Here is a 22,998-nt window from a genome sequence, read left to right as displayed (position 1 = left end):
AAGCAAATATCAACATTAAAAATTGCATATTCGAGAAATACAAACAATACACCTCACTTTCTATATTATATAGTATACGTTATTTTGGGTATTGTGTATAAAATAGGGAATAATTCATTTTATTATCCGTAAATATATTATTTTACAGTCGGAACGGAAATCAACCACACGTTTTGGTGAAGATCTACTTTTCGTAATGTTTGTCAAAAAAATACTATATTATTACAAGTCTTAAAGGGGTCTTTTTTCTTGTTTGAAGAAAGGTCCCTTTTGTCAGAAAAATATAACTTTTTATCAAAAGAAGTCTTCTTTTGTATTTTATAACAAAAATATAATATATTTTAAAAGTGACTGATTTACCAATAATTTTGTATAGATATTGTTGAGTAATATTTATTACTATAGTTGATGTGTATATAGATCAAAAGAATGATAGAAAAATAATGGAGGAGAATAAATATTTCTTACATCACTGGAGTGGACATAAATGAATAAATTAATCATTGCAGAAGACATCATGCAGGAGCATGAGGTGAAGGGTTATTTTGAAATTTTGCGTGAGAGTGTTATTCGCTCGCGTTTAACAATGACGGTAGTCTTTTTTAAATTAGCTAGTTCCCCACAAGGAACTGATATAGAACGTAATCAAGTGAATCACCAAATTTCAGCTTTTCTAACATCCAAAATACGAAAAACAGATTTACTTTTCCAATTAGCGGATGGCGTACATTGGGGAATATTTTTTCTGCAAAGTAGTGAAGTCGAGGTAAAGGCGTTTTTAAAGCGGATTTTTGCAATTCTTAAGCAAGAAAGGGAATATCAGCAAATAGCTTTAAAAGCCTCGATTACTGAAATAAGAAATAATAGCGTTAACTTTGAAACGTTGTTAGACAAGAATAAGCAAAAACTAGCAAATGACGAACAGCCGATTTGGTCGATACAACAGGTTACAGATTATCGTGTACAACCGATGGAACAAGTAAAGGTTAGTATTATTGAACAAAATGCAATCTTTAGAAAAGTGCTAGAAACAACGTTCACTCACTTAGACATCCCTCATTTTACGCTAGACGTTGCTACTTATGAAGATGGCTATAGTTTTTTACAGTCTGAAACTTATAAAACAGGCCATATGCATTTAGTTATCATGAACGATATTTTACCACGTAAAAATGGCTTAGAAATTTTGCACATTTTACGAGAAATGCCGAATGAGAAAAAGTTCATCATTTATATGATGTCGGAACGAAACTCAGAAGGGGCGACACTTAATGCTTATGAAGGTGGAGTCGATGAATTTATCGTAAAACCATTTAATTTACGTTTGTTAGAAGCAAAAATCAGGAGAACATTTGCGAGGTTTTGGCTATGATCGAGCTATCGATTTCTTTTCTTTTAACGGTCATCGTTGTTTTATTAGTTATGTTATTTTTATTTACCATATATCTACTTTTGCAACATGAGCGGGAGATTTGCTTTGCAAAAACACGTGATACTTATTTACAAAACTATTCACAGCACTGGTACAACTATTTGTTCAATGATGGAAATCTCTCTATGGTGCTTGTACCCCGTGGAAGAGCTCAAGTAGCAGCTATCGAAATAATCTTTTCATCGTATTTGAAAAATATAACGAATGAAAAAGTTGAACATAAAATCAAAGAGTTTTCTAATCACTATTTAAAAAAGTTTTATGACAAGGATTTAGCAAGTAAACGTTGGAGCATTAGGATGAATGCTTTATATCGTATTGCTGATTTACAGATAGATGAATTATTAGATACTTGTCAACAATTCGAGAAAACCAAAATTTCGGAGGAAGAATATTTTCAGTTGTTAAAAATATACTCTCTTTTCCGACAAGAATTGTTTATCGAAAAAATTAAAGAATCGAGCATTCATTATTCTGAAAGCGAATATAGAAGATTATTTGTATTGTTAGAGGATTCCGTATTTATTCGATTATTTGAAGACTTTAATAGCTGGACGAAAAATATTCAATTCGCTGCAATTGATACTGCAGCTGTCAAAAGACATATGCAATATATTGAGAAATTAAAACAGCTATTAACATACGAGGAACCAGAAATAAAAATAAGAGCATTAAAAGGTCTTTACGAAATTGGTGTCATTGATGAAATCGATCCTTACGTGCCATTTGTGGCATCAGATATGTGGGAAGTAAGATTAATGATTGCAAAAATCTTTAAGCATGTGCCGCTAGAATATAGCTATGCTTATTTAGAACAGCTTCTTGAAGATGACAATTGGTGGGTACGATCACAGGCAGCCAAAACAATTGCGGAAAATAGAGAAGGAATTGCGAAATTACAGCAATTTATGGAGTCTTCAAACGACCAATATGCAATTGAAATGGCACAGGAAACAGTAGTCAGAAGGCAGGGGATCAAATGAAAGTAATGATAGATTATTGTATGTGGTTTTTTGGCGGCATTATTATGTTTTATATGTTATTTGTTATTGTTTCCTATTGCGCAATGTTTGTCATTGCCATGCTAGATTTACGCAAACGCTATAAATTAGATCCCTCAGAATATGATGATGCGCATATCGATGCCTTCTACTCAAAACCAGTATCCTTATTAGTCCCTGCTTACAACGAAGAGGTTGGCGTTGTAGATACAGTCTATTCATTGTTGAATTTACGATATCCGCAAACAGAAATTATCATTATTAACGATGGTTCTACCGACACAACACTGCAAACTGTCATCGAGCATTTCCGAATGAAACCCGTTGATAAAATTATTCGTACAAATATCCCTACAAAAGAAGTTAAACAAATTTATGAATCGGAAATCTATAAAAATTGTATTCTAGTAGATAAAGAAAATGGCGGTAAGGCAGATGCATTAAATGTAGGTATCAATGTTTCGCAATATCCTTATTTTTGCTCTATTGATGGGGATTCAATTTTAGATGAAAAATCTTTACTTCGTGTAATGAAGCCGATTATTTTATCTGATGGTGAAGTGATTGCGGCAGGAGGAAATATTCGAATTGCCAATGGAGCGACAATGCACCTTGGTTCTGTTACTGAAACCCACTTACCGAATAACTACTTAGTCATCATGCAAATAATAGAATATTTGCGAGCTTTTTTAATGGGGCGAATCGCTTTAAGTAAATTCAATCTTGTGCTTATTATTTCCGGAGCATTTAGTGTCTTTTCGAAGGAATGGGCTGTGAAAGCGGGCGGTTATTCAACGAATATTATTGGAGAAGACATGGAGCTTGTCGTGAATATTCACCGTTTGATAAGAAAGAAAAAAGAAAAGAAACGTATTGAATTTGTACCAGATCCTGTGTGCTGGACGGAAGCACCTCAGACATTAGGGGTTTTGCGAAATCAACGTAGACGTTGGCATCAAGGATTATTTGAAAGTCTTTGGAAACATAAAACGATGACATTCAACCCAAAATATGGCTTGTTAGGGTTTATTGCATTGCCTTATTTTTGGCTTGTAGAATGCCTAGGTCCAATTGTTGAGCTAGGTGGTTATATTTATATCGTAGTAGCATTTTTCTTAGGGAAAATCTATTATGAAGTAGCGGTAATACTGTTGCTGCTCTTCGTTATTTATGGAGTTATTTTTTCAATTGCATCTATACTATTCGAGGCATGGACAATGAACACGTACCCGAGAAAGAAAGAGCTATTACGAATGATACTTTTAGCATTTACTGAAATTTTTTGGTATCGACCACTCACTCTTTTATGGCGCTGTGAAGGATTAGTTCGGTTTATGCTAAGAAAAAGCGATTGGGGCAATATGAAGCGTGTCGGCATTGCTGAAAAGGAGAAAAGTGTATGAAGCGAATATATATAGGGGTCATAGCTACTCTAATCCTCATTGTTACACCTATAGCATGGTGGTATTTGAGCGATGAAAAACCGCTGAACGTCGCGATCCTAGATAAAACGGTTCCGAACGAAACCTATCGAGAGCATTTAGGTGTGAACTGGTTTTTAAACCATTATAAATACACAATTGATCATCAACCATATGATGCACAAAAAAATTACTATGGTACGATTCCGAATGATAAAACGAAAAGAGTATCAGAAAAAAAGTTTCCGACCGACTATAGCAATTATGATGTTATTTATTTGGCAGATACGTATGGTGTTTATAAGGATGATTTAAATGAAAAAAAACGTCTAGGTAAACGCTCAGAAAAAATTGTTGGTGGCTTAGAAATGGAAGAATGGCAATCAATAGTAGGTCGTTTAGCAAGCAACAAGAAAAGTATGCTTATAGCTGAATACAATACATTTGCGTCACCAACATCAGAGGCAGTTATAAAAGAGCTACAGGACTATTTAGGCATATCATGGTCTGGATGGATTGGGCGTTATTTTGATGAGCTTGATTATCATAAAAACTCAGAAATCCCACAATGGGTCATAGATGAACATGGTGATAATTGGCCATATAAGGGCGGTGGCTTTCTTCTATTTAATGAAATTACAGAAAAGCTCATTGTGCTGGAACTGGACAAGCATGTAAAAACAGAAGGTATTCAGGTGCAATTTACGGAAGAAGGGCAAAAATTCTTTAATACTTCCGCTAGTGCAGAATATGGCTATTGGTTTGATATTATCACGCCTAAATATGCGGAGGATGCTCTTGCTAATTATAAATGGGACTTAACAAAAGATGGAGAAAAACTATTAAAGGACAACGATATTCCGCAGCAATTTGCGGCTATCGTTTCACAGGATAAACGTTACACGACAAGCTATTACTTTGCTGGAGATTTCAACGATATGTCACGGGTACCGAACCTTTATAAAATAAAGGGATTACCGACTATTTATAAATATGCTGAGAAGTATGCAGATAGTTCATTTTACTGGTCGATTTATATACCAGTCATGCATAAAATTTTTGAAACGTTTGAGCAAAAAGAGGTTAAGGAAAACGTTAATCATGAAAAACAAAATTATAATGCACGTATTAAAGGTGAATCATTTGAAGTCTTACACGATGGAAAATGGGAGCCGCTAGTCTTTAAGGGCGTTAATATCGGTATGGGGAAACCAGGAGCATTCCCTGGCGAGGCGGCAATTACGGAAGAAGAGTACTATCGCTGGTTCCGTCAAATTGCTGAGATGAATGCCAATACGATTCGCGTCTATACATTACACCCACCAGGTTTTTATCGGGCACTTGCTAAATACAATGAGGAAAACCCAGATAAACCATTGTATGTATTGCATGGTGTGTGGATTAATGAGGAAGGCTTGTCAGATTCACTAGATGCCTATGATGAAACTACCTTAAAGGATTTCCAAGTAGAAATGAAGCGCATGGTAGATGTTATCCACGGTAATACTTATGTGAAGCCAGTAGCAGGACATGCTTCAGGCTTATACGATGTTGACGTTTCAAAATATGTTATTGGCTGGGTGCTAGGAATCGAATGGTATCCGCACATGGTAGTCGGTACGAACGAAAAACACGCTAATATAGGCGAATACAATGGGACGTATTTTGAAACGAAAAATGCTGCACCATTTGAGCATTGGTTAGCGGAGCAAATGGATCTTATTACTACTTATGAAAAGGATAAATACAATTGGATTCGCCCAATGAGCTTCACAAACTGGGTAACAACCGACTTGCTAGACCATCCTTCTGAACCTTCTGAGGATGAAGATTTGGTTGGAGTCAATCCAAATGTCATTTATACGAAGGGTGAAATGCAGGCGCCAGGACAATTTGCTTCTTATCATGTGTATCCATATTACCCTGACTTCTTTAACTTCGACCAAAAATATTTAAATTATAAAGATTTCCGGGGCAATAACAATAGTTATGCAGGATATTTAAAAGACTTACATCAAGCTCATCGTATGCCTGTCCTTATTGCGGAATTTGGAATCCCAGCAGCTCGCGGGATGACACATGAAAATGTTTATGGCTGGAATCAGGGGCATATGTCCGAACAGCAGCAGGGTGAAACACTTCAACATTTATATGAAGATATTATGCATGAAGGCTTGCTAGGAGGTCTTATCTTTACATGGCAGGACGAGTGGTTTAAGCGAACTTGGAATACGATGGATTATGATGACCCGAATCGTCGACCATTTTGGTCCAATGCACAAACGAATGAACAGCAATTTGGCGTACTAAGCTTTGATAGATTTAAAGTAAAAGTAGACGGCAATACAACAGAATGGAAAGGTACACAACTGTACAATACCTCACCTTCAGATACAACAGATTTTGCTGTCGATTATGATGAAAGATATTTGTATTTCAAATTAAAAAGTGATGTTTTAGAAAAAGCTTCACCTCGTATTTTACTTGATGTAGTACCAAATCAAGGGAATACTTCGGCGACATCAATAAAAGATATGACGTTTTCAAATGGTGTAGATTTTATGGTGGAATTAAATAAAAGTGAAGACTCTCGAGTTGTCATAGATCAGTACTATGATTTCTATGATTATTTTTACGGTCACAAATTAAAAATGATTCCGCCTCGTATGGCAGCTGTCACAAAAAATAGTGGTAAGTTTGCACCGATTAACTATGTGCTAAATAAACAGCTATACTTACCAGAGCAAAAAATTACAACCGATTTTAGTTATTATGAAACCGGGAAGCTGCTTCAAGGGAACGCCAATCCAAAATCGAAAGATTACAATTCGTTAGTGGACTATACGTGGACGGATGATCATGTGATTGAGCTACGAATTCCTTGGCTACTAATCCAGGCAAAAGATCCGAGCCAGCGTGAGTTTATCGGAGATCTATATAAGGATGGGAAGGAAGCTTCGACTAAAGTCGATAATATTTATATTGGTGTCGTTTTTGTAGATAAGGACGGTAAGGTTGTGAAATCATTACCAGAGACAAATGGTCAAGTCTTACCGAAACTTTCACCTTATACTTGGGAACCATGGCAAACACCTAAGTTTGAAGAGCGTTTAAAACAATCATATTATATTTTACAAAAATTATTTACAGCATATTAAATAGAGGCTTAGGATAGGTTAGTATTTGCCTATTCTAAGTTTTTTGTATTTTTATCAGAGAATAAAAAAATAGTTTTACAATTGCGTCTATTTCACAAACTGTATATTCTCTCAACTGTTTATGGTAAATTACTAATATTACATTCTAGAAAGACAGTTGTATTTTTAAGGAGGACAATATAATGAAGCTTAAATTTGGTCTATTGGCAAAAATTATTGTCGCTATTTTGTTAGCGGTAATACTCGGAAGCTTTATGCCAGAGCCAATTGTACGTATATTTGCAACATTCAATGGCTTATTCGGTAATTTTTTAAATTTTGTTGTACCACTTATTATTATTGCATTTATTGCTCCGGGCATTGCTCAGCTTGGGAAAGGCTCCGGGAAATTATTAGGTTTGGCAACATTCTTTGCTTATTTCTCAACAATCATTGCAGGAATATTTGCCTTTTTGGTAGCGCGAAATGTGTTACCCAATTTCATATCAAGTGGTGCTATGGAAAGCATGAAAAACCCAGAGGAATTTTTAGCACAGGCATTCTTTAAAGTTGAAATGCCGCCATTAATGGGTGTTATGTCAGCATTAATTTTTGCATTTATCGTAGGAATTGGAATGACAGCCATTCAAAGTGATGTGATGAAACGCGGTTTTGAAGAGTTTAATAAGATTATTGAAAAATTAATTTCATTTGTTATTATCCCACTTTTACCATTTCATATTTTTGGTATCTTCTTGAACATGACGTTTGGTGGGCAAGTCGCAAAAATTTTATCTGTCTTCGCAATTGTCTTCGTACTTATAATTGTGATGCATTGGGTAATATTGCTAGTGCAATACACTGCTGCGGGAGCTTTAAATAAGAAAAATCCATTTATGTTACTTCGAACAATGCTGCCTGCGTATTTTACAGCATTGGGTACACAATCTTCAGCTGCAGCTATTCCAGTTACATTGCGACAATCGCAAAAAACAGGGGCTTCAGAAAAAGTAACGAATTTTACAATCCCACTGTTTGCAACCATTCATTTATCAGGTAGTACGATTACAATCGTCACTTGTTCTTTAGGTGTTATGATGATGAATGGTATAGATATAGGTTTTGTACAATATATCGGCTTTATCTTTATGCTAGGTATTACGATGGTTGCTGCACCAGGTGTGCCGGGAGGAGGAGTCATGGCAGCAATTGGTTTACTGCAATCAATGCTCGGCTTCGATGAAACAATGGTTGCACTTATGATAGCATTGTACTTAGCGCAAGATAGCTTTGGTACGGCTACAAATGTAACTGGAGATGGCGCATTATCTATGATTGTTGATCGTTTCAACAAAAAAACAAATTAATACAGGATGAGTCATGGACAGCATCATCTAAGCAAAAAAATCGCCTGCTACGGCGATTTTTTTTTCTTAGGATTTAGCTGTTATACAGATGTTGGAGTTTTCTTAAAGATTAATGACAGAGTGCATGGATTTACTAATAATTAAATAGCCCTAAAAGAATAGTGAATTTTTTTGTTACAAATTATTACAGTTTGTGCTTGCTAAAATTCAATAAAATTTCACGATTATGTAGGGAGTTGTTGAAAAAAACGTAGTGCTAAAGAATTGAATTTGAAATTTTGTTAGAAAAAAATGCGATAAGATAGTTGTTTTTTCATTTTGTATGGAATTTGTTTAGAAAATGTTTAGTTTTATTTAGTACTATATGTGTGAAGAGATATAAATTTCAAATTTGTGGATTATATTACTGAGAATGGGTGTGGGAATGAGGGTGATTCATAATGCAAAAGAATGAAGCGTAAAAGAAATAGCAATTGAGAAGTAGTCTTTGAATTTAAAATAACTTAGACAGGAGTAATTGCTTATGGGAATAAAAATTGAGTCACCGATATTAGCTTTATCAAAAAAAATCAAAACAAGAAGCGCTGTAATTGGGGTTATTGGACTTGGCTATGTGGGGCTTCCATTAGCTTTGGAGATCGTCAATAAAGGTTTTGAAGTAATTGGTTTCGATAAAGACAATGAAAAAATTTCTAAGTTAAAAAGTGGTGTTAGCTATATTGCTGATATGTCTAATGCAATCATCGAAAAAGCAATTTATGAAGAGAACCTTGAGCCGACAAATGATTTTGCTAAACTTGCACATGTAGATGTCATTATTATTTGTGTACCGACACCTACGACTGCAGATGGAGCACCTAATATCTCGTATATTGTTGATGCAGCTAATGCAATCGAACAAAACATGTCCCCTAATACTTTAATCATTCTTGAAAGTACAACTTACCCCGGAACAACCGAAAAAGTAGTTCAACCAATCCTTGAAAAAGGTAACTTCGTTATTGGAAAAAATATTTTTTTAGCTTATTCTCCTGAGCGTGTGGACCCAGGGAATTTAAATTTTTCAGTTTCTAATACGCCTAAAGTAGTTGGCGGCATAACAGCAGCTTGTTTAGAAGTTTCCAAGCTTTTTTATGAAAAAGTAATCAATACAAATGTGTTTGCTGTAACAAGTCCAAACGTTGCTGAAATGGAAAAGTTACTAGAAAATACATTTCGACAAATTAATATTGCCCTAGTTAATGAATTAAGTCAGATTTGCCATAAGATGGATATAGATGTGTGGGAAGTGATTGAAGCCGCCTCAACAAAGCCTTATGGTTTTATGCCATTTACACCTGGCCCTGGAGTTGGCGGTCATTGTATACCAGTAGACCCTAAATATTTATTATGGGCCGGCCAGCAGCATGGTATTTCTGCAACATTAATTGAGGCAGCAGATAAAATTAATGATTCCATGCCGAACTTTGTAGTTGAAAGACTAGAAAATTATTTACATGCACAGGAAAAAGAAATAGGTGAGGCAGAGATTGTAGTTATTGGAATTACTTATAAGCCTAATATTAATGATTTCCGAGAATCACCGGCACTACATGTTATTAGGGAATTAAAGGAAAAGCAGTGTGATCTAAAGGTTATTGATCCATTTATCGGAACATTTTCAGTTGGTAACGACATTTTTAACACTGTTTCATTAACACAAGAATTAATTCAAAAAGCTGATGCTGTTGTCATTTTAACGAATCATGCAACTATTGATTATTCCTTAATTGATCAACATGCTACTTTAATTTTTGATACGAGGAACACCCAATATCTATTTAAGAATGAAAATTATTACAAATTATAAGGGGATTCTTTAGAAATGATACGACTAAAATTATGTAGTCTATTCATCATTTTATTTTTAGCTGGGTGTCAAGCGTCTACTCAAAATCAGATTAAACCAGTTGATTCGACAATTGAGGTAAAGGAACACGATGGGACGATGAGTGATACTTATAGTCACATAGGCATTATTAGTCCAAAGGTAGCATTAACCTTTAATGGGCTTGCGGACAATGAAACAATGCAGCGTCTATTAAAGGTATTGGATCAATTTAACATGAAGGCAACATTCTTTATAGAAGGTACACGAGTAGCGCAAGATCCAGAGTTAGTGAAGGACATTTTAGCAAAAGGTCACGAGGTAGAAAACGGAACATTAACATTTACTGAAATGACTGATTTAAATTATGAAGAAACGTATAAAGAAATTTATTTAGCGAATGAAGTTTTTGAAGAGCAATTAGGTTATACACCGAAATACGTTCGTAGTCGTTCCGGTGACTCAACTGACAATATGCGTTTAGCGGCTAAAACCCTCAATATGAAGGGAGTTGTAGAGTCGTCTATTAATCCGAAAGATCGCAATATGCAAAGTGCTGAGGAAATTGTGGATTATATTCATCGCTTTATCAACAGCGGATCTGTTATTCATTTAAACACATACATTAATCCTGCGATTATTGATGTTATACCACTACTGTCGAAAGTAGGGGAAGAAAAGGAATACGTTTTCTCTACATTAACGGATGTCATAGATGAACAATATTTAGCAAAATCGTTAGAGGAAATTGCAGGCTATGATGCTATTAAAATGAACCCAGATTACAAAAATGTTAAACCCAATATGTTCTACCGTAAAAATACTTCAAAAAAGGAAGTTGCTTTAACCTTCGATGATTGGGCAAGTGAGGACCGAATTAAAGAAATTTTAGATGTTCTTGATAAGTATCATGTTCAATCTACATTCTTTTTAATTGGCAAAGGTGTAGAAAAGGACCCGCAATTAGCACGATTAATTGTTGAGAGAGGACATGAGGTCGCAAGCCATTCTTACAATCACCTTGATGTTACGACAATGACACCAGAAGAGTTACAACAGGATGTCGTGATGGCACATAGGGCGTTAACATATGCCTTACAGGAAGAACCTTTGTTGTATTTCAGGCCAAATAAAGGTGCTATTAATGAGGAGTCAGCGAAAATTATTGCCGCTACAGGTATCAAATCTATTGCTATGTACGATATAGCATCATTCGATTGGAATTTAAAATATACCGTTCGAGATATTTATAATCGTGTGATGACTAGAATTGCTCCAGGAAAGGTGATTGTTATGCACATTTTAGACGGTACAAAAACAGTTGAGGCATTGCCATTAATCATTGAAAAGCTGCAAAAAGATGGGTATAGTTTTGTGAAAATGTCGACTTGGATTGAAGAAGATTCAAATAAGAAAGTGAATTGATAATCATGAATAAGAAAAAAGAGATATTAACGATACCACGCTCTGATCGACGCATTTTATCGAATATTCCTGACCCAGAACATGTCCGAAGTCTCGTTAATCGTCGAGGTGCTTCGTATCAAAAGGAAGAAATCGATCCTACTGATGTCAATGAAATATATCGCTTACAACTGTTAAGTTTACGCTATGAAACGAATTTTGAAGTACAAATTAAAAGAGCAAAGCAAAAGGGTAGTGACAAATATTATGCGGAGGATATCTCGGTTACAGGTATCCTTGTATTTTCCAATAGTCCTACTAATTTTTTAATAGATGAAATTATTACGATGAAATTTACTATACCTGGTGGTGCGATGCCGGAGGGCTATGAATCTAAGGTAAAGGTAAAAGCGAAAGTTGTTCGTCACTTTACAAAAGAAGTAGATGGTGAAACTAGATGCTATTATGCATGTGAATTTTTACAGCCTTTAAATGACTATATGGTAAAAAAACGATGGGGACTATCAATCTTTATGGCAAGTATTTTTTTATTGATAGTTTCTCTAATCGTTATGTTAATGCGGGCTGAAAGTGTCATTTATTTTAGATTCAATAAATTCTTATATCTATATAGTATTATTGCTGCAACTTTTCTTTTAAGTAGATATTTATTTGGTATTTTCTATAGGAATGTTCCGATAAACCCTAAGTTTGAACCAGGCGTTTCTATTATCATTCCAGTATTTAACGAAGAACAATGGATTCATAGAACAATCTTAAGTTGTATTAATCAGTATTATCCTGTAGACAAATTAGAGGTTATTGTTGTAGATGATTGTTCGACAGATAGAACTGAGGAAAAAGCAAAAGAAATGATTGACCTTATTCATAGCGAGGGTGAGCGTTTTAAAACGGAGGATCGTTTAAGCTTCTATAAACTACCTCAAAATGGGGGGAAACGTGAGGCTTTAGTGGCAGGAGTGCATCTTGCTAAACATGATTTAGTTGTTTTCGTAGATTCTGATAGTTTTTTAGAACCTCATGCCATTCGAAATTTAGTACAGCCTTTCCAAGATCCAAAAATGGGTGGTGTGGCTGGAAGAACAGAAGTGGAAAATAAATTTACAAATGCTCTGACAAAATTGCAAACAGTTCGCTATTATATAGCCTTTCGGATCATGAAAGCTGCTGAATCTTGGTTCGATACAGTCACTTGTTTATCTGGTCCTTTAGCATGTTATCGAAAAGAGCTTATTTTGAAGAACGAGACAGCATGGTTAAACCAAAAATTTCTTGGACAGCCTGCGACCTTCGGGGATGACCGTAGTATGACAAACTATATTTTGAAAACACATCGAACAGGATATCAGGACAATGCTGTATGTTCTACAATTGTTCCATCCGATACAAAAGTCTTTTTATCTCAACAAATGAGATGGAAACGATCATGGCTACGCGAATCATTACGAGCATTTTTATTTATGTGGAAGAAGGAACCTTTTATGTTTCTTTTCTTTATCATCGGTTTAATCGTTCCAATAGCAGCGCCTATTGTTGTTGTTTACAATTTAGTTTATGTGCCAATTATGCATGGCATTTTTCCAACTACATTTTTAATGGGCTTATTATTGATGGCAATGTTAATGAGCTTGGCCCATCTTTTCTTTAGAAAAAGTAAATTGTGGACGTTTGGTTTTATCTTTGTACTTTTCTACGAATTTATTTTGCTGTGGCAAATGCCTGTTGCATGGGTAACATTTTGGAAATCAACTTGGGGAACGAGAGAAACACCTCAAGATGTCATCGCTAAAGAAAAGAAATTAGAAAAACAAAAATTACGAAAATCTCGATTTTCGATTCTAAAAATTAGCAAAATGGGTGAGAAGGAATGAGTGAAAAAAATGTTGCATTAAATCCAGCTAAAAAGAATCGAAGGAAAATAATACGATCAATTGTTCAAACGATGATCGTTGTATTTTTAGCTGTTATTTTAATACGTGTGGTATTTTTAACGGATAAAAGGGTAGAGGAAACAGTTCCTTTAGTGAATGAAGATGGTTTCATTGCAATATCATATTTTGGAGTGAGCAGGGGTGAATCTCCTAAATATGTATCTAAAGAGAATTTGAGAAAACAACTAGCACTGCTTGAAAGTCAAGGCTATAAAACCGTTACTCAGCAGGATATTTTAGATTTTTATCAGAAAAACAAACCATTGCCAGAAAAGGCGTTGTATTTATCATTTGAAGATGGACGTACAGATTCTAGTATATTTGCTCAAAACATCATGGAGGATCTCAATTATAAAGCTACCATGTTTACGTACGCCAATAAAATGGATACACGGGACAACAAATTTTTAAAGCCGAAAGACTTATTACTCATGAAGAAAAGTGGCTATTGGGAGTTGGGCTCTAATGGGTACCGTCTGACATATATTAATATGTATAACGATAAAGGACAGTCGTTAGGTGTAAAAGATGAAAATAATGTGCCGAATAAAACGACGATCGAATATTATAATCATTATTTAATGGACTTCATTCGCAATCAATATATGATTCCAAGTGAAACGCGACAAGAAATGGAAAAGCGTATCCGAAAAGATTACAAGCTAATGCATGATATTTATGAGGAGGAATTAGGAGAAGTTCCGAAAGCCTATGCTATTATGCATGCCAACTCACTTTATAATAATATGGATTCGTTAGTTGAAAGTGCGAATAATAAAGAAATTAAGGATATATTTAAAATGCATTTCAATTTGGAGCTAGGGGCATATAATGATGCGGATGCTGATCTCTACAATTTAAGTAGATTACAAGTATCCCCCTATTGGTCTACCAATCATGTGATGATGAAAATCCGCCAAGCGAGTAAGCAAAATGTAGCATTTGAAGTCGGAGATTCTGAACGCGCCAAAGAATGGTCAGTATTGAAGGGGGCAGCAGAATTTGAAAATAATGAGATTACAATAACATCGGAACCTTCTAGTGAAGGACGGATAATATTAAAGGAAACTCTGCCAGAGAAATATAACGTAAACTTTGCCTTTAAAGGGAATGTCGTAGGACAACAATCTATTTATTTAAACTATGATGAAAAATATAATAGCTATATTCGGGTGGCATTAATCGATAATGAAATTGTTGTTTCTGAAAAATCACCACAAGCAAGCGTTATTGAAAAAGAACGTTTCCCGTTAAACGAAATAAAGTGGAATGAAGAAGAGTATGCATTTAATAAGGCTACTGTATACGATTATCTGGATACGCAAAAAGGCTCTAGAATTGACGAGGAAGAGTATCCGCGAAACCTAACGAAAAAGAGAGTATTTAACATTAATGTAGAAAATGGTAAAATCGACATAAGTGTAGATAATGTATTATCCAAGACAATTCAAGTAAATCCTGACATTCAAGGATCTAAAATTGGATTTGGTGCGTTGTTCAGTAAAAAAGAAACATCGCATGAACAGTATGCAGATGATATTTATGATACATTCATCGAAGATATTTTGATTACAGATGTTAACGATCAGACGCTTTTTACTAACCAATATACGAATTTCGATAAAGTAAAGCACAAAACATTGACTTTATTTAATAATGTTGTTGATTTCTTTATTGAAACCTTCTAAAACGGGGGGAACTAAATTCAAGTGAAAAAAATTTTTCTGTTTATCTGTATAGCACTACTAATTATCACAGCTTGTAGTAATAGTAAAGAAGCACCTGTTCAGGCAAGGGAAGGTTTGAAGTACAAAGACAACCTTCAATTATCTATTTGGTTACCTGAATGGCAAAATAAATCTGCCATCGAGGATGTGAAAAATTCACAACAGGGCTTACAAGACATTCACGTTTTTGGAGCTTATTTTAATAAGAATGACCAATTATTATTAACTGAAGATGCAATAGAAACATTGAAACAAACACAACAACAATTTAATGAATCACATCATGTAATACTCACGTTAATTAACGATTATGTTACAGATAACGCTCCAATTGTTCAGAAGGATAGTGCGTTATTACATCGGTTGTTTAAAGATGCATCATCGAGGCAACAACATATTGATAATATTATGCAGGTTGTTGAACAATACAATGTGAATGGTATCGAAATTGATTATGAAAAGGTTGCTAAAGAGGATCTCTCTAGGTACGTCCAATTCATAGATGAACTTTATGAACAGCTATTAAAAAAGGATGTTTCATTACATGTCGTACTAGAGCCGGAGTTTCCATTTAATATTAAATTACCGAGTGGGCCTAAATATACAGTGATGGCTTATAATGTGCATGGATATCATAGTGGCCCAGGTGCAAAGGCAACCTATTCATTTTTAAATGAATTAGTAAAAAAAATTAAAAAGTCTAATCAAAAATTAGCGATTGCCTTCTCAACTGGCGGATTCCAATGGATAAATCAAGGCAAGACGGTTGCTTTAACGGAGGTTGAGGCAGAGGACTTACTAAACAAAACGAAAGCAGTTAAACAACGCGATCAAGCAAGTGGTGCGGCTTACTTCACTTTTTTAGATGAACACAATGTTAAGCATGAAGTTTGGTACGCCGATCAAGAAACACTTAAAAAATGGACAGCGCACGTGCAAAAAAGAAGCTACAATGAGGTTGTTTTATGGCGTGCCGGAGGTCTAAGCTCAAAAACATTACAATGGATTAACGAACAATCAAAGGAATGATTGAAAGAATTGCCGGAGTGACGGATGGAAGAGCCGATGCGACGGAAAGAAGAGCCAAATCGACGGAAAGAATCGTCAGAGCGACGGAAAGAAGAGCCGAAGTGACGGATAGAAATCAGAGCGACGGAAAGAAGAGCCAAGGTGACGGAAAGAATCGTCAGAGCGACGGAAAGAAGAGCCGAAGTGACGGATAGAAATCAGAGCGACGGAAAGAATCGTCAGAGCGCCGGAAAGAAGAGCCGAAGTGACGGATAGATATCAGAGCGACGGAAAGAAGAGCCGAGGCGACGGAAAGAATCGTCAGAGCGACGGAAAGAAGAGCCGAAGTGACGGAAAGAATCGTCAGAGCGAAGGAAAGAAGAGCCAAAGCGCCGGAAAGAATCGTCAGAGCGACGGAAAGAAGAACCAAGGTGACGGATGGAAACCAAAGTGCCGGAAAGAACAGCCATAACCGTGGATAAAACCGCTCTGAGAATAGAACACCTTAAACCAAAAAAATCGCCAACTTCGGCGATTTTTTTTATTGGAATTGAGAAAGGCGTGAAAAGAAATTTGTTACGAAGTCTAAAAATATTTTTTCTGATGGTGCAATTTCACGGTTTACAGGTGAAATAATACCGACTGTTCTTGGAATCGCGGGTGCTTTAATTGGTACTTTTACTGTGAAGCGAGCAGCTGAATCATAGAGTGAGCTTTCTGGTAATAAGCTGACCCCGATGCCTGCAGCGACAAGACCCTTTAGTGCATCTAAGTCTTCGCCCTCGGAGATGACGTTTGGTGAGAAGCCGGCAGCTCGGCAGGCATCCATAGCTACTTTATGTAATATGTATCCATCTGGGAATAATACAAATAAATCGTTACGTAAATCGGCAAGCTGAATACTTTCTTTTTTGGCTAATGGATGTTTAGCCGGCAGTAATGCGGCAATATTTTCAGTAAATAATATTGTTGAATGGATCGATTCGTCCTTTGGTGGAAGAGGGCCTAAAAAAGCTAAATTTAACTCACGATTTTTGACCGCATCAATTAGAAAGCGATAGGAGCCTTGGCGGAGCTGGAATTGCAAATCTGGATATTCACGCTTAAAGGCTGAAATAACAGTTGGCAATACATAGCTAGCCAAGCTCGTTGGAAAACCAATTTTTATCGTACCTTTAGCAGGATCTAAATATTCTTCAACTTGCTTTGCGGCAAAATCGATGGCTTTTAAAGCAGTAATAGTATGCTTAAGGAATATTTTTCCGATCGGTGTTAATTTAACATTTCGTCCGACACGTTCAAAAAGTGGTGTGCCTAATTCATCTTCTAAATTAGCAATTTGTCGGCTTATTGCAGATTGAGCAACATGAAGATGTTCGGCAGCTTCTGAAATATGTTCACGCTCAGCAACTTCAACAAAATAACGTAATTGACGTAACTCCACTAGATATTCACCTCTATTAATCGAAAAATACGATTGATTATACCTTAATTATATACTATTTAAGATGAAAAATGATTGTCAATAAACAAATGATGGCTAGCAAGCTTTAATTGGAGCCCAAGGAAGTAAGGTGAAGGTTATTTTCTCAAAGAGTGTAGCTAAACGAAAGAGTCGGATATTGCTATATTTTGGATTTCGGTAATAGGCGAATGAAATAGTATAATTAAGCATGATTTATCTTTCGTAAGAGGTGTAGCATTTGTTTAAAAAGAAAATATTGATTGGACATTCAGAAGATACTGTCCTGGCAATTATCGAACACTTAGAGAAAAGTAACATTCCGTTTGAAATAGGAATCAAAGGTGTTTTAAAGCGGTCGTCTGAAGAATACGAAGGTTTTTATATGGTTAAAGTTCAAAAGAAATGTGCGAAACAAGTAGAAGCCATTGTTGCGCAGTACGTGTCACAAGAAGATTTGAAACATTGGTATAAAGTAGAGAAAAAGAAAAGTAGAAAATTAGAGAGGAAGGAAAAAGCTTTTTATTTGTTTGCAGCCTTTATATATTTTATAGCGGTAATGGCGATCGAAATGGGTAAAGCAGTAGAAGTAGACATTGTTTCGTATTTCGGTTGCGGTGTGTTATTGCTGGGCGGCGTGTTTATGACGACATATTTTTACAAAGAGATGAAAAAAGAATCGGGTGATTTGAGAGAGATCAATAAACAGTCGATGATTTTCCCTATAGGTATAATATTTTACGCCGTTTCTTCTTTTATATCTGTATTTTTATATTAATTACTTTCTTCTTTTAGATAGAGACTTTGTGCTTCTTTAATTTAATACTGCTTCATACATATACAAATCTCCACATTTTGAAAGCCTCCTGAAACTGCATTATATCCAAACATAATCGTATACGAAAACAGCAAAAGAGAAAAATACAGTAAAAAATGCATTATCTACATTTATAATTTTGCCCACCTGAAATTTAGAACAACATTGGTTAAAACTAATACCATGTTTAATAAGTTGATTTCCGGTCCCCATAAAAGCGCCAAGCCAAAAAGGAAATCAACCCACGTTATACTAGCAAGTACTCTCAAGATTCTTTCCTTTATTTGATTCCATTCTAATAAAAAAGGTTATAGTATTGGTATTGATATTTATACATTTTTGTCACAAAACAGCTACAATTCGCACTTTCTGCGGGGTTTTCACTATGTAGCTAGATGAAACTGATTCTCAATTAGATTTATTTCATTGAAAATGAGGAAAGTTGATTCTCATTGTCAATGACGATTAGCAATAATCTGAAAATGCTTGCAAACTCTTTATTATTAAGGATTGTTTCAGATGAAAATGAAAGTGATTGAAATGGTTTGCATAGAGAACGATTTTCAGTTAAGATTAGAATGATGATAATTAAGGAATGGTTCACCATTCACTGAACACACTATGGAGGTATTTTCATGTCAACTTTAGTTATTAAAGATCTTCACGTTGAAATCGACGGGAAAGAGATTTTAAAAGGCGTAAACCTTACAATTAATACAAATGAAATTCATGCAATCATGGGACCAAACGGAACTGGTAAATCAACACTAGCTTCTGCGATTATGGGTCACCCAAAATATGAAGTAACTTCTGGTACAGTAGAACTTGATGGCGAAAATGTACTAGAAATGGAAGTAGACGAGCGTGCTCAAGCTGGTTTATTCCTAGCAATGCAATATCCTTCTGAAATCGCTGGTGTAACAAATGCTGACTTCTTACGCTCAGCTATTAATGCACGCCGTGAAGAGGGCGATGAAATTTCTTTAATGAAATTTATCCGTGAATTAGATAAAAACATGGAATTCCTTGAAATGCACGAAGATATGGCACAACGTTATTTAAATGAAGGTTTCTCTGGCGGTGAGAAAAAACGTAACGAAATTCTTCAATTAATGATGATTAAACCAACTTTCGCCATTTTAGATGAAATTGACTCTGGTCTTGATATTGACGCACTTAAAGTTGTTTCTAAAGGAATTAATGCAATGCGTGGAGAAGGATTCGGCTGCTTAATGATCACTCACTACCAACGTCTACTTAACTACATTACACCGGACCATGTACACGTAATGATGCAAGGTCGCGTTGTTAAATCAGGTGGAGAAGAATTAGCACAACGTTTAGAAGCTGAAGGCTATGACTGGATTAAAAAAGAATTAGGTATCGAAGAAGAAACTGAAGAACAAGAAGCATAAGAGGGAGGACGAACTAGCATGACAGTGGAACTTAACTTGCCTGTAACAGTACAGGACGTGCGCTCGTTCTCAGAAGCAAATGGAGAACCGGCTTGGTTTACAGAACTTCGCGCGGCAGCACTAGACAAAGTAACTGGTTTAGATTTGCCAAAACCAGACAGAACAAATATTACAAAATGGGATTTCGTAAATTTCCCAACTCACACAGTTGACAGTGAAGGATTTGCTTCACTTGATGCATTACCAGAAGAAGCAAAAGGTTTAATTGATTTTGAGGCACAAGAAAATCTTTATGTTCAACGCAATAACACACCAGCTTTCATTAAAACATCACAAGAATTAGCTGATAAAGGTGTTATTTTTACAGATATTTTAACAGCGGTTCGTGAACATGGCGACCTTGTTAAAAAGTACTTTATGACAGAAGCTGTAAAAGTTGATGAGCATAAATTAACGGCACTTCATGCGGCACTTGTTAACGGTGGTGTGTTCGTATACGTACCTAAAAATGTCATTATCGAACAGCCGCTTCAAGTAGTATTCTTAAATGATAACGCAGAAGCCTCATTATATAACCACGTATTAGTTGTTGCTGAAGCAAATTCAGCTGTAACTTATGTTGAAACATATATTTCAACAGTTGAAGAAGCAAAAGGTCAAGCAAACATTATTGCAGAAGTAGTAGTTCAAGACAATGCACAAGTAACTTACGGTGCGGTTGATGTACTTGCGAAAGGTTATACTACTTATGTAAATCGTCGTGCACGACTAGCTCGTGATGCGAAAGTAGATTGGGCTCTTGGCTTAATGAATGACTCAGATACTATTTCTGAAAACATTACACATCTAATCGGTGACGGTTCCCATGCTGATACAAAAACAGTAGTTGTTGGTCGCGGTGAACAAAAACTTAACTTTACTACTGAAGTTCGTCACTGGGGTAAGAACTCAAATGGTCATATCTTAAAGCATGGTGTAATGAAAGATGCAGCACAATCGATCTTTAATGGTATTGGTTACATCGAACACGGTGCGACAAAAGCGGATGCGCAGCAAGAATCACGTGTGTTAATGCTTTCTGAAAAAGCTCGTGGGGATGCAAACCCAATTCTATTGATCGATGAAGACGATGTAACAGCAGGACACGCAGCATCTGTTGGTCGAGTAGATCCACTACAACTTTACTACTTAATGAGCCGTGGTATCTCGAAAGCAGAAGCAGAGCGCCTTGTTATCCATGGATTCCTTGCGCCAGTTGTTACGCAATTACCTATTGAAGGCGTTCAAAAGCAACTGACGGAGGTTATTGAAAGGAAAGTTCGCTAATGATGAATAAAGACATTAAAAGCTATTTCCCAATTTTAGATCAGGAAGTAAACGGTCATAAGCTTGTTTACCTTGATAGCGCAGCAACTTCTCAAAAGCCTATTCAAGTAATTGAAGCAATGAAGCATTATTATGAATTCGATAATTCTAATGTTCACCGTGGTGTGCATACATTAGGAAACCGTGCCACTGACAAGTATGAGGGTGCGCGTGAAAAGGTTCGTAATTTTATTAATGCGACATCAACACAAGAAATTATTTTTACTCGCGGTACTACAACTGCTTTAAATACAGTTGCATCAAGTTATGGTCGTGCTAATGTTGCTGAAGGTGATGAAATTGTTATTACGCACATGGAGCACCACTCTAATATTATTCCTTGGCAACAACTAGCAAAGGAAAAAAATGCAACGCTGAAATATATTGAGCTTGAAGCGGATGGCACACTTAACCTAGAAAAGGTACGTGCGACAATTACACCTAAAACAAAAATTGTGTCGGTGTCAATGGCATCAAACGTCCTTGGAACGATTAACCCGATTAAAGAAATCGCTCAAATTGCACATGCTAATGGTGCTGTAATGGTAGCGGATGGTGCACAAGCAGCACCACATATGAAAATCGATGTACAGGATTTAGATGTAGATTTCTTAGGGTTCTCAGGTCATAAAATGTGCGGACCAACTGGAATAGGTGTACTATATGGTAAAAAGGAACACCTTGAAAAGATGGAGCCAATTGAATTTGGTGGCGAAATGATTGACTTTGTTGGACTTTACGATTCAACGTGGAAGGAATTACCGTGGAAGTTTGAAGGTGGAACTCCTATTATTGCAGGTGCAGTAGGTTTAGGAGCCGCAATTGATTTCTTAACTGAAATTGGGTTAGATAACATTGCGGAGCATGAGCATAAGCTTGCAGGCTACGCGATGAATCAGCTTGAAACAATTGACGGACTTAAAATTTTCGGCCCACGTGATCCAATGAAGCGTTGTGGACTTGTAACGTTTAACCTAGACGATGTACATCCACATGATGTGGCAACAGTTCTTGATATGAATGGTATTGCTGTTCGTGCAGGACATCATTGCGCTCAGCCACTAATGAAATGTCTTCAACAAGTAGCGACAGCGCGTGCAAGCTTTTATCTGTATAACACGGAGGAAGATATTGACCGCCTAGTTGCAGGGTTACGTTCCGCGAAGGAGTATTTTGGCGATGTCTTTTAATAATTTAGATCAACTATATCGTTCAGTCATTATGGATCACTATAAAAATCCTCGTAATAAAGGATCTATTGAAGAAGATGCTGTTACGATCGATATGAATAATCCGACTTGTGGAGACCGTATTCACTTAACGCTAAAAGTGACTGACGGTATTGTAGAAGATGCGAAGTTTGACGGTGAGGGCTGTTCCATTTCGATGTCTTCAGCTTCCATGATGACGCAGCTTATTAAAGGGAAAAAAGTAGAGGAAGCATTAGAGATTGCTGAAATTTTTTCTAAAATGATGATGGGCGAAGACTATAGCGAAAAATATGACCTTGAGGATGTTGAGGCACTGCAAGGTGTTTCTCAATTTCCAGCACGTATTAAATGTGCGACATTAGCTTGGAAAGCGATGGAAAAAGGTGTGAAACAATAATATCTAAATTTGAGT

Annotated in this window: 16 protein-coding genes; 15 read left to right on the top strand and 1 reads right to left on the bottom strand. The window is 36.0% G+C overall.

Annotated features, from left to right (window positions below; translation table 11 throughout):
- Positions 1 to 487 precede the first annotated feature (487 nt).
- The 10 genes from PVA17_RS09195 to PVA17_RS09150 all read left to right on the top strand — a co-directional run bounded on the left by PVA17_RS09195 (position 488) and on the right by PVA17_RS09150 (position 16,337).
- Positions 488 to 1,372 (top strand): response regulator, encoded by an 885-nt coding sequence (locus PVA17_RS09195; RefSeq protein WP_132361817.1) that lies wholly within the window; start codon positions 488 to 490, stop codon positions 1,370 to 1,372.
- The gene (locus tag PVA17_RS09190) at positions 1,369 to 2,415 is read left to right on the top strand and encodes a HEAT repeat domain-containing protein (protein WP_274067515.1); all 1,047 of its coding nucleotides are present in this window, start codon (positions 1,369 to 1,371) and stop codon (positions 2,413 to 2,415) included. Before PVA17_RS09195 ends, PVA17_RS09190 begins: the two co-directional genes overlap by 4 nt.
- Complete coding sequence (locus PVA17_RS09185) at positions 2,412 to 3,836, top strand: glycosyltransferase family 2 protein (protein WP_132361813.1); 1,425 nt, start codon at positions 2,412 to 2,414, stop codon at positions 3,834 to 3,836. The genes PVA17_RS09190 and PVA17_RS09185 overlap by 4 nt, the downstream gene beginning before the upstream one ends.
- A complete protein-coding gene (locus tag PVA17_RS09180; protein ID WP_274067514.1) occupies positions 3,833 to 7,012 on the top strand; it encodes a hypothetical protein in 3,180 nt (1,059 codons plus the stop codon). Before PVA17_RS09185 ends, PVA17_RS09180 begins: the two co-directional genes overlap by 4 nt.
- 182 nt (positions 7,013 to 7,194) lie before the next feature.
- Positions 7,195 to 8,358 (top strand): dicarboxylate/amino acid:cation symporter, encoded by a 1,164-nt coding sequence (locus PVA17_RS09175; RefSeq protein ID WP_132361809.1) that lies wholly within the window; start codon positions 7,195 to 7,197, stop codon positions 8,356 to 8,358.
- A gap of 523 nt (positions 8,359 to 8,881) precedes the next feature.
- Entirely contained in the window at positions 8,882 to 10,207 is a 1,326-nt protein-coding gene (locus tag PVA17_RS09170; protein ID WP_274067513.1) for a nucleotide sugar dehydrogenase, read from the top strand.
- 15 nt (positions 10,208 to 10,222) lie between these two features.
- Entirely contained in the window at positions 10,223 to 11,650 is a 1,428-nt protein-coding gene (locus PVA17_RS09165) for a polysaccharide deacetylase family protein (RefSeq protein ID WP_274067512.1), read from the top strand.
- Positions 11,651 to 11,655: 5 nt separating this feature from the next.
- On the top strand, positions 11,656 to 13,521 hold the full coding sequence (locus tag PVA17_RS09160; RefSeq protein ID WP_132361803.1) for a glycosyltransferase family 2 protein: 1,866 nt from the start codon (positions 11,656 to 11,658) through the stop codon (positions 13,519 to 13,521).
- On the top strand, positions 13,518 to 15,269 hold the full coding sequence (locus PVA17_RS09155; protein WP_274067511.1) for a polysaccharide deacetylase family protein: 1,752 nt from the start codon (positions 13,518 to 13,520) through the stop codon (positions 15,267 to 15,269). Before PVA17_RS09160 ends, PVA17_RS09155 begins: the two co-directional genes overlap by 4 nt.
- Positions 15,270 to 15,290: 21 nt before the next feature.
- A complete protein-coding gene (locus PVA17_RS09150; RefSeq protein ID WP_274067510.1) occupies positions 15,291 to 16,337 on the top strand; it encodes a glycosyl hydrolase family 18 protein in 1,047 nt (348 codons plus the stop codon).
- A gap of 520 nt (positions 16,338 to 16,857) precedes the next feature.
- Here the strand turns inward: PVA17_RS09150 and gltC are convergent.
- Positions 16,858 to 17,760 carry a glutamate biosynthesis transcriptional regulator GltC gene (gene gltC / locus PVA17_RS09145; protein WP_132361797.1) on the bottom strand — a complete coding sequence of 301 codons (903 nt, stop codon included), beginning with the start codon at positions 17,758 to 17,760 and terminating at the stop codon, positions 16,858 to 16,860.
- A gap of 259 nt (positions 17,761 to 18,019) precedes the next feature.
- Between gltC and PVA17_RS09140 the strand changes: the two genes are divergently transcribed.
- From PVA17_RS09140 to sufU, 5 genes are all read left to right on the top strand, one after another.
- On the top strand, positions 18,020 to 18,556 hold the full coding sequence (locus PVA17_RS09140) for a hypothetical protein (protein WP_274067509.1): 537 nt from the start codon (positions 18,020 to 18,022) through the stop codon (positions 18,554 to 18,556).
- Between the two features lie 674 nt (positions 18,557 to 19,230).
- Entirely contained in the window at positions 19,231 to 20,010 is a 780-nt protein-coding gene (gene sufC / locus PVA17_RS09135; protein WP_024362714.1) for a Fe-S cluster assembly ATPase SufC, read from the top strand.
- 18 nt (positions 20,011 to 20,028) lie between these two features.
- Positions 20,029 to 21,336 (top strand): Fe-S cluster assembly protein SufD, encoded by a 1,308-nt coding sequence (gene sufD / locus PVA17_RS09130; RefSeq protein WP_132361793.1) that lies wholly within the window; start codon positions 20,029 to 20,031, stop codon positions 21,334 to 21,336.
- A complete protein-coding gene (locus PVA17_RS09125; RefSeq protein WP_132361791.1) occupies positions 21,336 to 22,565 on the top strand; it encodes a cysteine desulfurase in 1,230 nt (409 codons plus the stop codon). The genes sufD and PVA17_RS09125 overlap by 1 nt, the downstream gene beginning before the upstream one ends.
- A complete protein-coding gene (sufU, locus tag PVA17_RS09120; RefSeq protein ID WP_274067508.1) occupies positions 22,555 to 22,983 on the top strand; it encodes a Fe-S cluster assembly sulfur transfer protein SufU in 429 nt (142 codons plus the stop codon). Before PVA17_RS09125 ends, sufU begins: the two co-directional genes overlap by 11 nt.
- Positions 22,984 to 22,998 lie beyond the last annotated feature (15 nt).

Origin of the sequence: Lysinibacillus sp. CNPSo 3705, from assembly GCF_028674935.1 — a bacterium.
Classification (GTDB): Bacteria; Bacillota; Bacilli; order Bacillales_A; family Planococcaceae; genus Lysinibacillus.
Note: the sequence above shows the minus strand (reverse complement) of the source record. Positions and strands in the feature narration are given on the sequence as shown.

Bases quoted from the DNA above. Each gene is read 5' to 3' on its own strand.
- PVA17_RS09165 (WP_274067512.1), top strand. From the start codon at position 10,223: ATGATACGACTAAAATTATGTAGTCTATTCATCATTTTATTTTTAGCT.
- PVA17_RS09180 (WP_274067514.1), top strand. From the start codon at position 3,833: ATGAAGCGAATATATATAGGGGTCATAGCTACTCTAATCCTCATTGTT.
- PVA17_RS09195 (WP_132361817.1), top strand. From the start codon at position 488: ATGAATAAATTAATCATTGCAGAAGACATCATGCAGGAGCATGAGGTG.
- PVA17_RS09185 (WP_132361813.1), top strand. From the start codon at position 2,412: ATGAAAGTAATGATAGATTATTGTATGTGGTTTTTTGGCGGCATTATT.
- PVA17_RS09190 (WP_274067515.1), top strand. From the start codon at position 1,369: ATGATCGAGCTATCGATTTCTTTTCTTTTAACGGTCATCGTTGTTTTA.
- PVA17_RS09125 (WP_132361791.1), top strand. From the start codon at position 21,336: ATGATGAATAAAGACATTAAAAGCTATTTCCCAATTTTAGATCAGGAA.
- PVA17_RS09160 (WP_132361803.1), top strand. From the start codon at position 11,656: ATGAATAAGAAAAAAGAGATATTAACGATACCACGCTCTGATCGACGC.
- sufU (WP_274067508.1), top strand. From the start codon at position 22,555: ATGTCTTTTAATAATTTAGATCAACTATATCGTTCAGTCATTATGGAT.
- sufC (WP_024362714.1), top strand. From the start codon at position 19,231: ATGTCAACTTTAGTTATTAAAGATCTTCACGTTGAAATCGACGGGAAA.
- sufD (WP_132361793.1), top strand. From the start codon at position 20,029: ATGACAGTGGAACTTAACTTGCCTGTAACAGTACAGGACGTGCGCTCG.
- PVA17_RS09155 (WP_274067511.1), top strand. From the start codon at position 13,518: ATGAGTGAAAAAAATGTTGCATTAAATCCAGCTAAAAAGAATCGAAGG.
- PVA17_RS09170 (WP_274067513.1), top strand. From the start codon at position 8,882: ATGGGAATAAAAATTGAGTCACCGATATTAGCTTTATCAAAAAAAATC.
- PVA17_RS09175 (WP_132361809.1), top strand. From the start codon at position 7,195: ATGAAGCTTAAATTTGGTCTATTGGCAAAAATTATTGTCGCTATTTTG.